The 14,607-nt window shown below is 73.6% G+C and carries 14 protein-coding genes and 1 riboswitch; of the genes, 5 read left to right on the top strand and 9 right to left on the bottom strand.

Annotated features, from left to right (window positions below):
* Positions 1-97 precede the first annotated feature (97 nt).
* The 7 genes from ACSNOH_RS01955 to ACSNOH_RS01925 form a co-directional block, all read right to left on the bottom strand.
* On the bottom strand, positions 98-1,699 hold the full coding sequence (locus ACSNOH_RS01955) for an alpha/beta hydrolase (protein WP_436719380.1): 1,602 nt from the start codon (positions 1,697-1,699) through the stop codon (positions 98-100).
* Between the two features lie 161 nt (positions 1,700-1,860).
* Positions 1,861-2,673 (bottom strand): urease accessory protein UreD, encoded by an 813-nt coding sequence (locus ACSNOH_RS01950; protein ID WP_436719379.1) that lies wholly within the window; start codon positions 2,671-2,673, stop codon positions 1,861-1,863.
* Positions 2,670-3,362, bottom strand: coding sequence for an urease accessory protein UreG (gene ureG / locus ACSNOH_RS01945; protein WP_436719378.1), 693 nt, complete (start codon positions 3,360-3,362; stop codon positions 2,670-2,672). The genes ACSNOH_RS01950 and ureG overlap by 4 nt, the downstream gene beginning before the upstream one ends.
* 770 nt (positions 3,363-4,132) lie before the next feature.
* Positions 4,133-4,843 carry an urease accessory protein UreF gene (locus ACSNOH_RS01940; protein ID WP_436719377.1) on the bottom strand — a complete coding sequence of 237 codons (711 nt, stop codon included), beginning with the start codon at positions 4,841-4,843 and terminating at the stop codon, positions 4,133-4,135.
* Positions 4,843-6,564: an urease subunit alpha gene (locus ACSNOH_RS01935; protein WP_436719376.1), complete on the bottom strand. Its 1,722-nt coding sequence runs from the start codon at positions 6,562-6,564 to the stop codon at positions 4,843-4,845. The genes ACSNOH_RS01940 and ACSNOH_RS01935 overlap by 1 nt, the downstream gene beginning before the upstream one ends.
* The gene (locus ACSNOH_RS01930) at positions 6,557-6,868 is read right to left on the bottom strand and encodes an urease subunit beta (RefSeq protein ID WP_436719375.1); all 312 of its coding nucleotides are present in this window, start codon (positions 6,866-6,868) and stop codon (positions 6,557-6,559) included. Before ACSNOH_RS01930 ends, ACSNOH_RS01935 begins: the two co-directional genes overlap by 8 nt.
* A gap of 12 nt (positions 6,869-6,880) precedes the next feature.
* Entirely contained in the window at positions 6,881-7,183 is a 303-nt protein-coding gene (locus ACSNOH_RS01925; RefSeq protein ID WP_436719374.1) for an urease subunit gamma, read from the bottom strand.
* A gap of 750 nt (positions 7,184-7,933) precedes the next feature.
* A riboswitch (cyclic di-AMP (ydaO/yuaA leader) is annotated at positions 7,934-8,110 on the top strand.
* Between the two features lie 4 nt (positions 8,111-8,114).
* Here ACSNOH_RS01925 and ACSNOH_RS01920 point away from each other — a divergent pair.
* Positions 8,115-8,585, top strand: coding sequence for a C40 family peptidase (locus tag ACSNOH_RS01920; protein WP_436719373.1), 471 nt, complete (start codon positions 8,115-8,117; stop codon positions 8,583-8,585).
* Positions 8,586-8,680: 95 nt separating this feature from the next.
* Here ACSNOH_RS01920 and ACSNOH_RS01915 read toward each other — a convergent pair whose 3' ends face one another.
* Positions 8,681-9,118: an ATP-binding protein gene (locus tag ACSNOH_RS01915; RefSeq protein ID WP_436719372.1), complete on the bottom strand. Its 438-nt coding sequence runs from the start codon at positions 9,116-9,118 to the stop codon at positions 8,681-8,683.
* A gap of 292 nt (positions 9,119-9,410) precedes the next feature.
* Here ACSNOH_RS01915 and ACSNOH_RS01910 point away from each other — a divergent pair, with 292 nt between their 5' ends.
* Both ACSNOH_RS01910 and ACSNOH_RS01905 read left to right on the top strand, forming a co-directional pair.
* Positions 9,411-10,289 carry a helix-turn-helix domain-containing protein gene (locus ACSNOH_RS01910; RefSeq protein WP_436719371.1) on the top strand — a complete coding sequence of 293 codons (879 nt, stop codon included), beginning with the start codon at positions 9,411-9,413 and terminating at the stop codon, positions 10,287-10,289.
* A 9-nt stretch (positions 10,290-10,298) separates the two neighbouring features.
* Positions 10,299-10,562 (top strand): DUF397 domain-containing protein, encoded by a 264-nt coding sequence (locus ACSNOH_RS01905; RefSeq protein WP_436719370.1) that lies wholly within the window; start codon positions 10,299-10,301, stop codon positions 10,560-10,562.
* Positions 10,563-10,575: 13 nt separating this feature from the next.
* Here ACSNOH_RS01905 and ACSNOH_RS01900 read toward each other — a convergent pair whose 3' ends face one another.
* Entirely contained in the window at positions 10,576-11,736 is a 1,161-nt protein-coding gene (locus tag ACSNOH_RS01900; protein ID WP_436719369.1) for an 8-amino-7-oxononanoate synthase, read from the bottom strand.
* A 191-nt stretch (positions 11,737-11,927) separates the two neighbouring features.
* Here ACSNOH_RS01900 and bioB point away from each other — a divergent pair, with 191 nt between their 5' ends.
* A complete protein-coding gene (bioB, locus tag ACSNOH_RS01895) occupies positions 11,928-13,130 on the top strand; it encodes a biotin synthase BioB (protein WP_436719368.1) in 1,203 nt (400 codons plus the stop codon).
* A complete protein-coding gene (locus tag ACSNOH_RS01890) occupies positions 13,123-14,430 on the top strand; it encodes an adenosylmethionine--8-amino-7-oxononanoate transaminase (protein WP_436719367.1) in 1,308 nt (435 codons plus the stop codon). Before bioB ends, ACSNOH_RS01890 begins: the two co-directional genes overlap by 8 nt.
* The last annotated feature ends 177 nt before the right edge of the window (positions 14,431-14,607 follow it).

Raw genomic sequence — 14,607 nt, 5'->3', positions numbered from 1 at the left:
CAGCCGGAAACCTCCCGAGCGGGCCTGAGGTGCGGCGACAACGCGAACGGCGCCCCCGTCCGGGAGGACCGGGGCGCCGCAGTGCCGTGCGGTGGTGCTACTTCTTCGCGGCGGCCTTCGCGGGCTCAGGGGTGGCGTGCGGGGCGCACGTCACGTCCTGGGCGTCGAGCTTGCCGTCGACGAGGTAGGCGTCGAGGCGGGCGTTGACGCAGGGGTTGGCCTCGCCGGTGACGCCGTGCGAGCCGGCGTCCTTCTCGGTGATCAGACGGGAGCCCTTGAAGCGCTTGTGCAGCTCCACGGCGCCCTCGTACGGCGTGGCGGCGTCACGCTCGCTCTGGATGATCAGGGTCTGCGGGAGGCCCTTGTGCGTCGTGACCTCAACGGGGTTGCCCTGGGGGGCCTTCCACGTGGCGCACGGCAGGTTCATCCACGCGTTGGCCCAGGTCATGAAGGGCGCCTCGCGGTGGATGCGGGTGTTGTCGCGGTCCCACTTGGCCCAGCTGGTGGGCCACTTGGCGTCCGCGCACTCGACCGCGGTGTAGACGGCGTTGCTGTTCTCCGCGGCGATGTTGCCCGCCGTGTTGGACAGGTCGGGGCCGGCGGCCTCGACGAGCGCCTTCTCGTCACCGGCGACGTACTTGCTCCAGGTCTCGGCGACCGGCACCCACGAGGTGTCGTAGTACGCCGCGCCCTGGAAGTAGCTGATCAGCTCGGCCGGGCCGACGACCCCGCCGATGGGCTTCTTCTTGGCCGCGGCCCGCAGCTTCTCCCAGCCCTTCTGGACCTGGGCCTGCGTGGTGCCGAGGTGGAACGCGTCGTCGTGCTTGGCGACCCACGTCTCCCAGTCCTTGAAGCGGGACTCGAAGGCGACGTCCTGCTCCAGGTTGGCCTGGTACCAGATGTTGTCCCGGTCCGGGTTGACGACGCTGTCGACGACCAGGCGGCGGACGTGGTCCGGGAAGAGGGTGCCGTAGACGGCGCCGAGGTAGGTGCCGTAGGAGACGCCCAGGTAGTTGAGCTTCTTCTCGCCGAGGGCGGCCCGGACGACGTCGACGTCGCGCGCGGTGTTCGCCGTGGTGAGGTACGGCAGCAGCTTGCCGCTGCGCTCGGCGCAGCCGTCGGCGTACTCGCGGGCCAGCTTGCGCTGGGCGCGCTTGTCGGCCTCGCTGTCGGGCACCGGGTCGGCCTTGGGGGCCGCGACGAACTTCTGCGGGTCGATGCAGGAGATCGGGGCGGAGTGGCCCACGCCGCGCGGGTCGAAGCCCACGAAGTCGTACGCCTTCGCGGTCTTGGCCCACAGCGGGGCCTTGGTGGTGATCCGGCGCGGGAACTTCATGCCCGAGCCGCCGGGGCCGCCCGGGTTGTACAGGAGGGCGCCCTGGCGCTCGCTCGCGGTGCCGGTGGAACGGGCCCGGTCCACGGCGATCTTGATGGTGGGCCCGTCGGGCTTGGCGTAGTCGACGGGAACCGTCACGTAGCCGCACTGGATGGGCTTCTCAAGGCCCCAGGAGGCAGGGCAGTCCTGCCACTTGATGCCCTCCTTGGCCGCGCGGGCGGCGGCCGTCTTCACACCGCGGGCCTCGGCGGCCCCGCCCGGCACGCGCTCGCTCGCGCCGGCGGCCGGGGCGGTCAGGAACCCGGCCACCAGCGCGCCGGTCACCAGGGTGCCGGCCGCGCCGAGTATTGACGTGTGTCTCACGTAGGAATCCCCCTGCTGGATACGCCGCTAGGAACGGCGGAGATCGCAATGCTGCAAGGGGATCCTTTCGTCTCCTATCCCATAATGGACAGGTCGTACGAGTGTTCTTTACTAATCCGTAAGAATGACGAAACATGAGGCGGCACGGGTGGCGTCATTCGTCACCGCTGTACCGCATCATCCGTATCGCGCTGTATACCGAAATCCACCCCCAACCTGCCGTTTTCGAGCAGCGTCCTGAGCTCCAGGCCGTCCGGCGCGACCGCGCTCACGAGGGCTGCCGGCCCGGCCAGCGGCGCGACGACCGCCGTCGGCCCCAGGACCCGGGGTACGGCCGGGCGCGCCGCGAAGGCCGGGTCCACGACGAGGAGTTGCCCGGCCGCCCGGTGGCCGCCGAGGACCGCCCCGCCGTCCCAGCCCGGCACCCCCGGCCCGTACGACAGCTCCTGGTCGTAGAGCGGGCGTCCGCCGCGGCGGACGGTCAGCCGGGCAGTCAGGCGGCCCGGCCGCTCCCCCGCGCGCCCCAGGATCTGCTCCTCGCGGAACACCAGCCGTGCGGCCGGGGCGAGTTCGACGGTCGTGGTCATCCGCAGCTCGCCGCCGCGGGCCGAGATCAGCGGCTCGGGAAGCCAGTACAGGACCGCGCCGTCGCCGACGCGGATGCGGACGTCGTACGTGGCGGGCGCGCCCGTACGGCCCGGCAGGGCGATGGTGGCCGCGGTGGTCGAGAAGTGCAGCGCGGCGCCGTCCTCCACCTCGGCGGCCAGCGCGAGGACGTCGCCGCCCAGCGGCGCGCTCATCGCGCCCACCAGGCACACGCGCGCCTCGCGCCCCACCGAGCGCAGGCGCCGCAGCGCGAACGGGCCGGAGCCGTCGAGGACGGGCAGCGCGGTGCCGCCGCGGCCGTCGGCCGCGGCGACGATCCTGGCCGCGGCCCGCAGGCCCGGCCCCGCCGGGGCGAGAGCCGTCGTCACGGCGCCGCGGTCCAGGCGGCGAGCTGCGCGCGCACCCACGCCGTGACCGGCCCCACGCCGTCCTCCGCGACGAGGGAGGTGAAGACCACGGGCAGGTCGCCGCGCTGCGCCTTCGCGTCGCGCGCCATGCCCTCCAAGTCGACGCCCACGTACGGGGCGAGGTCGGTCTTGTTGACCACCAGCAGGTCGGCGGTGGTGATGCCGGGGCCGCCCTTGCGCGGGATGTCGTCGCCGCCCGCGACGTCGATCACGAAGACCTGCGCGTCCACCAGGCCCTTGGAGAACGTGGCGGTGAGGTTGTCGCCGCCGGACTCGACCAGGACGAGGTCGAGGGGCCCGGCCGTGTCCTCCAGGTCCTCGATCGCCTCCAGGTTGGCGGAGATGTCGTCCCGGATGGCGGTGTGCGGGCAGGCCCCCGTCTCCACGGCGGAGATCCGCTCGGGCGGCAGGACGGCGTTGCGCAGCAGGAACTCGGCGTCCTCGCGCGTGTAGATGTCGTTGGTGACGACGGCGACGGACAGCTCGTCGCGCAGGGCGCGGCAGAGCGCGGCGACGGTAGCGGTCTTACCGGACCCGACGGGCCCACCGAGCCCGATCCGCAGCGCCCGGCGCGTGCCGTCGGGGCGGACGGGGGAAGGGGCGCTGTAGGTGTGGCGGTGGGGGTAGGTCTCGGGGTGATCGAGGTGCATGGTCCCTCCGGGGGGTTCGGGTGATGGATACGGGTGCGGTTCGCGGTGGCCGCGGGTGCCGCGGGGGCCGCGGGGCATGCACCGGCGAGGCCGGGCCGACTACCCGGTGCGGGTGGTCCGGCACCGCCGGGCCGGCGCGTTGTGGCTGATCGCCGGCGCGGCGGAAGAACTTCTTGCCGCAACAGCGGCAGAGCCGTTCGGCAGACCGCCCGGTGCCCAGGGCCGGCGCGGTCCGGGGCGCGGCTCGGCACCGCCGGGCTGCCACGTTGTGGCGGATCGCCGCCGCGGCGGAAGAGAGTCTTGCCACAACGATGGCAGCAGCCGCGCCACCCGCGGCCGGCGGACCGGCCAGCGCCCGGAGCCGGCATCGTTCCGGGCACGGTCCGGCACCGCCGGGTCGACACGGTGTGGCTGATCGCCGTCGCGGCGGAAGGGACTTCGTGCCGCAACGGCGGCAGGGCCTCGCCACCCGCCTCCGGCGGACCGCCCGGTGACCGGAGCCGGCATCGTTCCGGGCACGGTCCGGCACCGCCGGGGTGGCACTTCGTGGCTGATCGCCGTTGCGGCGGAAGAACTTCTTGCCGCAACAGCGGCAGGGCCGTTCGGCGGACCGCCCGGTGACCAGGGCTGGCACGGTCCGGGGCGCGGCTCGGCGCCGCCGGGCCGGCACGTCGCTGCGGAAGACCTCCCGCAGCGGCGGCACGCCGCGGCTTCGTGGGGCGGCGGTGCCGGGTCCGCCGCATTGCCGGTCCCCATCCGTTGGGCGGCCATCAGCTGGCGAACAGCCTTACCGGCCACGTCGCGTGGAGTTGTGACGTGATGTCCAGCAGGGGTGCCGCTGCGGACGGGAGGGTGTCCGGGCCCTCCGTCGCGGCGCGGGTCGCCGCGGCGGCCGCGTGGCCGGCGACGGTGTCCATGGCGGGTGCGAGCCGGGCCAGGACGGCCGTCGCCTCGAACGGGTCGAGGCTCAGCAGGCGTACGGCCGCCGTCGCAGGGCCACTGGCCGACTCGTAGACGGCGGCGTAGGCGGCGTCCAGCGGGCGCAGTCCCGCCGACCGGGCGGCGAGGCCGAGGACGACCGGCTGGTGGGCGCCGCGCGGCCGGGCCGCGGCGAGGGCGTCGAGCGCGTCCGAGGGCCAGGCGGCGCGGGCGGCGCGCATCATCTGCCGGCCGAGGCGCCGGGCGGTGGTCCGCAGGGCGGGCGCGGGGGTGCGGGCGTCCGCGGCGTCGTCGAGGGCAAGCGGGTCGAGCCCGGCGGCGGCCGCCGCGGCGAGGGCGGCCGCGGTGAGCCCGGCGGTGTGCAGCCGCCCCCGGCAGAACTCCTCCAGGGTCCGCCCGTCGGTGATGCGCCCGGCCGCGACGGCGGCCTCGGCCCCGCCGGAGTGCGCGTGCCCTCCGGCGGGGAAGCGCCCGTCGGCCAGGATGAGGAGGGCGGCGAGGGCGCCTGTCCTCGCCCCACCCGGCACGGAAGACGTCGTCATCAGAAGAGGAAGTACCGCTGGGCCATCGGCAGCTCCGCCGCCGGCCGGGGTTCGATCACTTCTCCGTCGACGGTGACGGTGAACGTGTCGGGGTCGACCTCGACCCTCGGCCGGGCGTCGTTGTTGCGCATGTCGGCCTTGGTCACGCCGCGCGTGGACCGTATGGGCACGAACCTCTTTCCCAGCCCGAGCCGCTCCGGGAGGCCGTCGTCCATGGCCCACTGGGTGACGAAGTTGAGGGAGTTGGCGGCGGGGGCGCGCCCGTGGGCGCCGAACATGGGCCGGGGCAGGACCGGTTGCGGGGTGGGGATGGAGGCGTTGGCGTCGCCCATCTGCGCGTAGGCGATCTGGCCGCCCTTGAGGACGAGCCGCGGCCGGACGCCGAAGAAGGCGGGGTCCCACAGCACGAGGTCGGCGAGCTTGCCCTGCTCGACGGAGCCGATCTCGTGGTCGAGGCCCTGAGCCACCGCGGGGTTGATGGTGTATTTGGCGACGTAGCGCCGGGCGCGGGCGTTGTCGGCGGGGCCGTCGCCGGGCAGGGCGCCGCGGCGCTCCTTCATCACGTGCGCGGTCTGCCAGGTGCGCAGGACGACCTCTCCGATGCGGCCCATCGCCTGGGAGTCGGAGGAGATGATGGAGATCGCGCCGAGGTCGTGCAGGACGTCCTCGGCGGCGATGGTGCCGGGCCGGATGCGGGATTCGGCGAATGCGAGGTCTTCGGGGACGGCCGGGTTGAGGTGGTGGCAGACCATCAGCATGTCGAGGTGTTCGTCGACGGTGTTGAGGGTGTGCGGCCGGGTGGGGTTGGTGGAGCTGGGCAGGACGTTGGCCTCGGAGACGACGGTGATGATGTCGGGGGCGTGCCCGCCGCCGGCGCCTTCGGTGTGGTAGGCGTGGATGGAGCGGCCGGCGACGGCGGCGAGGGTGTCGCCGACGAAGCCGGCCTCGTTGAGGGTGTCGGTGTGGATGGCGAGCTGGGCGCCGCTCTCCTCGCACACGGCGAGGCAGGCGTCGATGGCGGCGGGGGTCGCCCCCCAGTCCTCGTGGATCTTGAAGCCTACGGCCCCGGCCCGCAGCTGGGCGCGCATCGAGTCGTACGAGACGGTGTTGCCCTTGCCGAGGAGGCCGATGTTGACGGGGTAGCCCTCCATCGCCTCGAACATCCGGGCGAGGTGCCAGGCGCCGGGGGTGATGGTGGTGGCCTTGCTGCCCTCGGCGGGTCCGGTGCCGCCGCCGAGCAGGGTGGTGACGCCGGAGGCGAGGGCCTCGTCGGCGGCCTGCGGGCAGATGAAGTGGACGTGGGCGTCGATGGCTCCGGCGGTGAGGATCTTGCCGTTGCCGGCGATGACCTCGGTCTCGGGGCCGATGACGAGGTCGGGGTGGACGCCGTCCATGGTGTCGGGGTTGCCGGCCTTGCCGATGCCGGTGATGCGGCCGTCGCGGATGCCGACGTCGGCCTTGACGACGCCCCAGTGGTCGAGGACGAGCGCGCCCGTGATCACGGTGTCGGGGGCGCCGTCGGCGCGGGTCGCGCGGGACTGGCCCATGGACTCGCGGATGACCTTGCCGCCGCCGAAGACGGCCTCGTCGCCGGCGTGGCCGGGTCCGCCGCTGCGGTCCTCCTCGATCTCGACGACGAGGCCGGTGTCGGCGAGGCGGACGCGGTCGCCGGCGGTGGGCCCGTAGAGGTCGGCGTAGGCGACGCGGCTGAGCTCACTCATCGAGCGGTCCCCCGCACTCGCCGCGCAGGCCCTCGACGATGCGCTTGCCGCCGATGGGCACGAGGTCGACCTGGACGGGTATGCCCGGCTCGAAGCGGACGGCGGTGCCCGCGGCGATGTCGAGGCGCTTGCCGCGGGCAGCGGCCCGGTCGAAGCGCAGGCCGGGGTTGGCCTCGGCGAAGTGGTAGTGCGAGCCGACCTGCACCGGCCGGTCGGCGGCGTTGAGCACGGTCAGCCGGGTGCGGTGCAGGCCCTGGTTGAGGGCCACGGGCGCGGCGGCGTGCAGGATCTCTCCGGGGATCATCGGTCCTGCCCCTCAGCAGATGGGATCGTGGACGGTGACGAGCTTGGTGCCGTCGGGGAAGGTGGCCTCGACCTGGACGTCGGGGATCATCTCGGGTATGCCCGCCATGACGTCGCCGCGGGTGAGCACCTTGCGTCCGGAGGACATGAGCTCGGCGACGGTGCGGCCGTCCCGGGCTCCTTCCAGGACGTGCACGGTGATCAGGGCCACCGCCTCGGGGTGGTTGAGCAGCAGGCCACGGGCCTTGCGCCGCGCGGCGACGTCGGCCGCCACATGGAGGAGCAGGCGTTCCTGCTCGTGCGGGGAGAGTTGCATGCGTCCCACCTCACTGTCGTCCCGCCCGTGTCAGGCGGGGTCCCGGCCGGCCGCGCCGGGCCGCCACCCGAGTTCAACACGGTGTTGACCTGGGGTTCTTCGGCTGATGGCCAGTGATTGCACATTAGGGCCGAAGCTTTTCCAACGCGTTAACTGACTCTTTGCGTTGTCATGGCCGGAGCCCCGCCCGCCCGCTGTCGCATGCATCTACTGGATCTTCTGGGCCGGATCATGGCCGTCCGCCCGCAGGACACGTACGGCCGGCTACGGGCAGCGCAGACCGCCGCCGTCGCCGGGCCGCGGCCGCGGCCCGGTTCGTACGCACGCACGAAGCGGGTGAACGGGAGGTGTGAACGGGCCGTGCCGACGCGGGCGGTACCGGGCTCCGGCGCACAGCGCCGGGGGCGAAGGGATCTCCGCGCCATGTGCGCCGGAGGGCCCGCGGTCCGCGCGCGAATAAACCCGGCTGCGCTCCATGGAGGATCACGGCGTAGACGGGGCGCGGTGATCGAATTGGGGCGGACGGCCGGATTGCGCCCGGCCGGGTACGAACCACCGCAGGCCAGCGCCTCAGCCGGCTTACGCGAACCCCCTCAACTCGCCCTTTGTCCAGCGGAATTGCCCAGGAGTGATCAGCCTCACATACCCCCGGTTCCGCTCGGATTCCGCACGGGGGCTGCGCCAAGATCCCTGCGACGACAAGACCCCGCCACCCCGGCGGGGCGGTCCCGGCGGACGCCGAACCCTGCCGCCGACGGGATGCCGGGTCGACTTGAGTGCAACGGCAGGGATGGAGGACCCAAGAGTGGTGGGACGACCAAGAGTAGTGCGGTCGGCCCTTGGGGTGAAGCCGTTGACGACGGCCGGGCAACCTTCGCCTGCCCGAACCCGACAGGTCATCCTTCACAGGCGGCTGACGAAGGGTTAGCGCATGGGCGCGCACAAACGTCCGTCGAAGCTGTCCAGGGCCGGTGCCGCATCGGCCCTCACTCTCGCCGCCGTCGGTGCCACGGTGCTGGCACCGGGCGGCGCGGCAGAGGCGGAGGCGTCTTCCGCCTCCACCATGGCACTGCGGATCGCGGCCTCGAAGCAGGGCTCCCCGTATCAGTGGGGGGCGACCGGACCCTACCGGTTCGACTGCTCGGGCCTCACGCTCTACTCCTTCAAGCGGGCCGGCAAATCCCTGCCCCGCACCGCCGCCCAGCAGTACAACAGCACCCGGCACATCCCGCGGTCCGCACGCGAGCGCGGCGACCTCGTCTTCTTCGTCTCCGGGCGGGGCATCTACCACGTCGGGATATACGCCGGGGACGGGAGGATCTGGCACGCGCCCAAGACGGGCGCCGTCGTCCGCCTGGAGCGGATCTGGACCAACAGCGTCCGCTACGGCCGGGTCGGCTGACCCGCCGGCACCCGGGCCCGCGGGCCCGTGACCGCCCCGAAGGGATCCCCGGCCCCCCGCACCGGTACGGGGGGCCGGGCCGGCCGGAGGGGAGCTCAGCGCTCGGCGCTGACCGGCACGGTCCAGGGGAGGGAGATCCACACGGTCTTGCCGCCGTCGGAGGTCGGGGTGAAGAACAGCCGCCCCCCGGACTCCGCGGCGAGCCAGCGGATGATCACCATGCCGCGGCCGTTGTCCTGCTGGACCGCGGCCGGCAGCCGGCGGGGGAAGCGGGGGTGGCTGTCCGTGACCCCGATGCGCAGCTGCTGGTCGCGGTCGAGGCGGACGTCGACGGTGAACGTGGGCGACTGGCCCCGGGTGTGCTGCACGGCGTTGGTGGCGAGCTCCGAGACGATCAGGCGCACGGTCTCGGCGGTGTCCGTCCCGCCCGGCAGCCCCCAGTCGGCCAGCACCTGCGCGACATAGCGTCGCGCCGAGGAGACCGAGGCGGGGGCGCTCGGCAGGGTGACGGTGGCTTCTTGGTGGTCTGCCATGGCGGTGGCCCTTTCAGCCGAGGTCCCGCCGAGGCCGGAACCCCGTGCACCGACGGTGCACGGCCACGGAAAACGGGGAGCACGCCGTGCGTCAGCGGGGGTCGTGAGCGGCCTCGTGCGGCTCTGGGCGCCAGCCTGCCACTGATAACGCCTGGGATGGGAGCGATCCCCCGAGATATGCATATATCTGTCGCTCGAAGCGGTGAACTCTGCGACGAGCGACCGTATGAGCGCGGCACACTGGGCTATTGACACTGACGTATGACAGTGACAGTGACCTAGGGGAGGGCCGATGCGGTACGGACCTGCGGTGCGCCGCCGCAAGCTGGGCGCGGAGCTGCGCCGCCAGCGCGAACTGGCCGGTCTGACGAGCCTGGAGGCCGCGCGCGCGGTGGGCTGGCACCAGTCGAAGGTCAGCCGGATCGAGACGGGCGCCAGTGGCGTGAAACCGGCGGACGTGGCCCGGCTCCTGGATGCCTACGGGGTCACCGACACCGAACTGCGCGCGCTGCTGGGGGCGTTGTGCGGGGCGGGGTCGCCCGTGCCGGGCGAGGGAGCGGGAGCCCGGCGCGGCTGGTGGTACGCCTACCGCGACCGGCTGCCGCCCGCGTACCTGGACTTCATCAGCCTGGAGTCGGAGGCCTCGCGGTTAAGCACCCTGGAGACCACCGTGGTGCCCGGCCTGCTGCAGACGCCCGACTACGCCCGCGCCGTGACCCGGGCGGCGCTGGGCGACCCCGCTCCGGAGCAGGTCGAGGAGCTGGTGCGGGTGCGCATGGCGCGGCAGGCGGTGCTCCGGGGCGAGCGGCCGCTGGAGGTGTGCGCCGTGCTGGACGAGGCGGTACTGCGCCATGAGGTGGGCGGAGCGGAGGTCATGGCCGGGCAGCTGCGGCACCTGGTGGAGACGGGATCGCTGCGCCATGTGCGGCTGCACGTCCTGCCGTTCTCCGGTGGCGGCCATATCGGCATCACCGGGCCTTTTGTTATCTTCTCATTTCCGCGCATTGCTGATCTGGATGTGGTTGTTCTCGACCACTTGACGAGTAGCCTCTACCTGGAGCGGAAAGAAGACCTCCGGGCGTACGGCGCGGCCTTCACGACGCTGCGCGAACACGCACTCTCGCACGAGGACTCACTCGCATTCATCGCCGGGATCAACGACGGCGCGTAAGGAGGCACCATGTCCGCAATGCCTCGGTACGTACCCCACCGTTCCGCCCCTGCAGCCCTTGCCCCTTCCCTTTCCTTGTTCCTGCTCCGTGGCGCCGCCTGGCGGCGCAGCAGCTACAGCACCGGATACAACAACTGCGTCGAGACGGCCGGTCCGCTCCCGGGCCGTCTCCTCGCCGTGCGCGATTCCAAGAACACCGCCGGTCCCGCCCTGCTCTTCCGTTCCGCCTCGTGGACCTGCTTCGTCGAAGGGCTGCGCGCCGGTCTGCGCTAGGACCGCCGCGGGCTCACACGGCCGGCGCGGTCCGTACGATCGCGCCGGCCGCCGCCGCCACTTCCCCGTCCGACAGGTCCGCCCGCGCGGTCAGCCGCAGCCGCGAGACGCCGTCCGGCACGGACGGCGGCCGGAAGCAGCCGACCGCGAACCCGGCCTCCCGGCAGTCCGCCGCCCACCGCACCGCCGCCTCCGGCGAGGGCGCGCGCACGGACACCACCGCCGCGTCGGGCCGCACCGCCGTAAGGCCCGCCGCCACCACCCTGCCGTGCAGCTCGGCGGCGATCTCCCGGACCCGGGCCGCCCGCTGCGGCTCGCGGCGCAGCACCGTGAGGGCCGCCAGGGCGGCGCCGGCCGCCGCCGGGGCGAGGCCGGTGTCGAAGATGAACGTCCGGGCGTTGCTCACGAGGTGCCTGATCACGCGCGCCGGGCCGAGCACCGCTCCGCCCTGGCTGCCCAGCGACTTCGACAGCGTGACCGTGGCGACGACGTCCGGCGCGCCCGCGAGCCCCGCCGCGTGCACCGCGCCGCGGCCGCCCTCGCCCAGGACGCCGAGCCCGTGGGCGTCGTCGACCAGCAGCCCCGCGCCGTGCTCGCGGCACGCCCCGGCGAGTGCGACCAGCGGCGCCGCGTCGCCGTCGACGGAGAAGACGGAGTCGGTGACGGCCAGGGCGCGGCCGTCGTGCGCGGCCAGGGCCTTGCGGACGGCGGCCGGGTCGGCGTGCGGCACGATCGCCTTCTCGGCGCGGGCCAGCCGGCAGCCGTCGATCAGCGAGGCGTGGTTGCCCTCGTCGGAGACGAGCAGGGCCGGGCCTCCGGCGCCGCCGGGTCCGGCGAGCGCGGTGACGGCGGCGAGGTTGGCCGTGTAGCCGGAGGAGAAGACGAGCGCCGCCTCGAAGCCGCAGAAGGCGGCGAGCTCCGCCTCCAGCCGGGCGTGCAGCGCGGTGCTTCCGGTGACCAGGCGCGAGCCCGTCGCGCCCGCGCCCCACTCCCGGGCGGCCTCCGCCGCGGCCCCGGTGACCTCCGGGTGGCGGGTCAGGCCGAGGTAGTCGTTGCCCGCCAGGTCCACCAGGGGGGCGTCGGCGGGGCGCGGCCGCAGGGTCCGTACGAGACCGGCGGCCAGGCGCCGCTCGTGGTGCGCGTCGATCCAGCCGAAGGCGTCGTCCTGGGGCATGCGGCCGTCCTTCGCGGTCCGGGGCTGGGGGGCGGTTCCGCGGGCCGTTCTGTGGATCCCGGATAGAACCTCCCTAGAACGTAGCGGCCGTCACACCTGGTCAGGGTGTGGCAATACACACACATCAATCCGCGGGTGTTGTGTAATCCCTACCTTGGCCAGGGGTGCGGCCGTGAGCGAGGATCACCGCCATGGACCTGCTGAACACGCTGGTGGAGAAGGGGCTGCGGCGCGAGCTGCCGACCCGTGAAGAGGCGCTCGCCGTACTGGCGACCTCCGACGACGACGTGCTCGACGTGGTGGCCGCGGCCGGCAAGGTGCGCCGCAAGTGGTTCGGGCGCCGGGTGAAGCTCAACTACCTCGTCAACCTGAAGTCGGGGCTGTGCCCCGAGGACTGCTCGTACTGCTCGCAGCGGCTCGGCTCCGAGGCCGGGATCCTCAAGTACACCTGGCTCAAGCCGGAGGAGGCCTCCAAGGCCGCGGCGGCCGGTGTCGCCGGCGGCGCGAAGCGGGTCTGCCTGGTCGCCAGCGGGCGCGGGCCCACGGACCGGGACGTCGACCGGGTCTCGAAGACCATCGAGGCGATCAAGGAGCAGAACGAGGACGTCGAGGTGTGCGCGTGCCTCGGGCTGCTCTCCGCGGGACAGGCCGAGCGGCTGCGCGCCGCGGGCGCCGACGCGTACAACCACAACCTCAACACCTCCGAGGCCACCTACGGCGGCATCACCACCACCCACACCTACGCGGACCGCGTCGACACCGTGCAGCAGGCCCAGGCGGCGGGCCTGTCCGCCTGCTCCGGGCTGATCGCGGGCATGGGCGAGAGCGACGAGGACCTGGTGGACGTCGTCTTCTCGCTGCGCGCGCTCGACCCGGACTCGGTGCCCGTCAACTTCCTCATCCCGTTCGAGGGCACGCCGCTGGCCAAGGAGTGGAACCTCACCCCGCAGCGCTGCCTGCGCATCCTCGCCATGGTGCGGTTCGTCTGCCCGGACGTGGAGGTCCGGCTCGCGGGCGGGCGCGAGGTGCACCTGCGGTCCATGCAGCCGCTCGCCCTGCACCTGGCCAACTCGATCTTCCTCGGCGACTACCTGACCAGCGAGGGCCAGGAGGGCAAGGCCGACCTGGACATGATCGCGGACGCCGGGTTCGAGGTCGAGGGCGCGGGCACGACGACCCTGCCGGCGCACCGGGCGGACGCCGCCGCGGCCGCGGGCTGCGGCGGGGGCTCGTGCGGGCCCTGCGGGGACGGCGCCGCCGCCCCTGCGGCGGCCGGGGCCGAGGCCGTGACCGTGGGCGGGACCGAGGCCGCCGCCGGCCAGGACGCCGCCCGTACGGACCTGGTCGCCGTGCGGCGCCGGGGCGCGGGCACGGACCTGCCGCCGAATGCCTGAGCCGCTCACCCCCGGCGAGCTCCTCGCCCTCGACCGGCAGCACGTGTGGCACCCCTACGGCCCCATGCCGGGACGTCAGGAGCCGCTGCTCGTGGAATCCGCGTCGGGGGTGCGGCTGCGGCTCGCCCGGCCGGTCGACGGCGTGGCCGAGCTGATCGACGGGATGTCCTCGTGGTGGTCCGCCGTCCACGGCTACAACCACCCCGTCCTCAACGAGGCTGTGCAGGCGCAGCTGGGGCGGATGAGTCATGTGATGTTCGGCGGGCTCACCCACGAGCCCGCCGTGCGGCTCGCCGCCCGGCTCGTGGAGATCACCCCCGAGGGGCTGGAACACGTCTTCCTCGCCGACTCCGGCTCGGTGTCGGTCGAGGTGGCCGTCAAGATGTGCCTGCAGTACTGGCGCTCGGCCGGACGGCCGGAGAAGCGGCGGCTGATGACGTGGCGCGGCGGCTACCACGGCGACACGTGGCAGCCGATGGCCGTGTGCGATCCCGACGGCGGGATGCACGAACTGTGGTCCGGGGCGCTCCCGAAGCACGTCTTCGCGGACGCGCCGCCGGCCCTGTCCCGCGGCGCCGAGGCCGTGCGGGCGTACGCGGCGCACCTGCGCGAGACGCTCGCCGCCCACGCGCACGAGCTCGCGGCGGTCATCGTCGAACCGGTCGTGCAGGGTGCGGGCGGGATGCGCTTCCACGATCCGGCGCTCCTGCGGGTCCTGCGCGAAGCGTGCGACGAGCACGACGTGCTCCTCGTCTTCGACGAGATCGCTACCGGCTTCGGCCGTACGGGCCGGCTGTTCGCGGCCGAGCACGCCGGCGTCACGCCGGATGTGATGTGCCTCGGCAAGGCGCTCACCGGCGGCTATATGACGATGGCGGCGACGCTGTGCACGACGCGGGTCGCCGACGGCATCTCGCGGGGCGAGGTGCCGGTGCTGGCGCACGGGCCGACGTTCATGGGCAACCCGCTCGCGGCGGCGGTCGCGGGCGCCTCGATCGACCTCCTCCTCGGCCAGGACTGGCAGACGGAGGTCAAGCGGATCGAGACGGGCCTGCGGGACGGCCTCGCGGAGGCGGCCTCGCTGCCGGGCGTACGGGACGTGCGGGTGCTCGGCGCGATCGGCGTCGTCCAGCTCGACCACGAGGTGGACGTCGCGGCGGCGACGCGGGCGGCGGTCCGCGCGGGCGTCTGGCTGCGGCCGTTCCGCGACCTGCTGTACGTGATGCCGCCGTACGTAACGAACGACGAGGACCTGGCCCGGGTCTGCGGGGCGGTCTGCGACGCGGCGAGAGTCGCCTGAGGGCGGGGCGGTGGCGGGGCGCCGCCGCGTTTCCGGCGGCCCGGCCGGGGTCGTCCGGCACCGCCGGAGCGCGCCGTCTCGGCCGGGCGCCGCGGTGGCGGGCACAAGGTGTCGGTGCGTTCCCGGCGCCCCGGCCGGGGTCGTCCGGCACCGCCGGACCGCGCCGTCTCGGCCAGG

It is taken from the genome of Streptomyces sp. URMC 127, from assembly GCF_051386535.1.
GTDB lineage: Bacteria > Actinomycetota > Actinomycetes > Streptomycetales > Streptomycetaceae > Streptomyces.
This window is presented reverse-complemented; position numbering and strand designations above follow the sequence as displayed.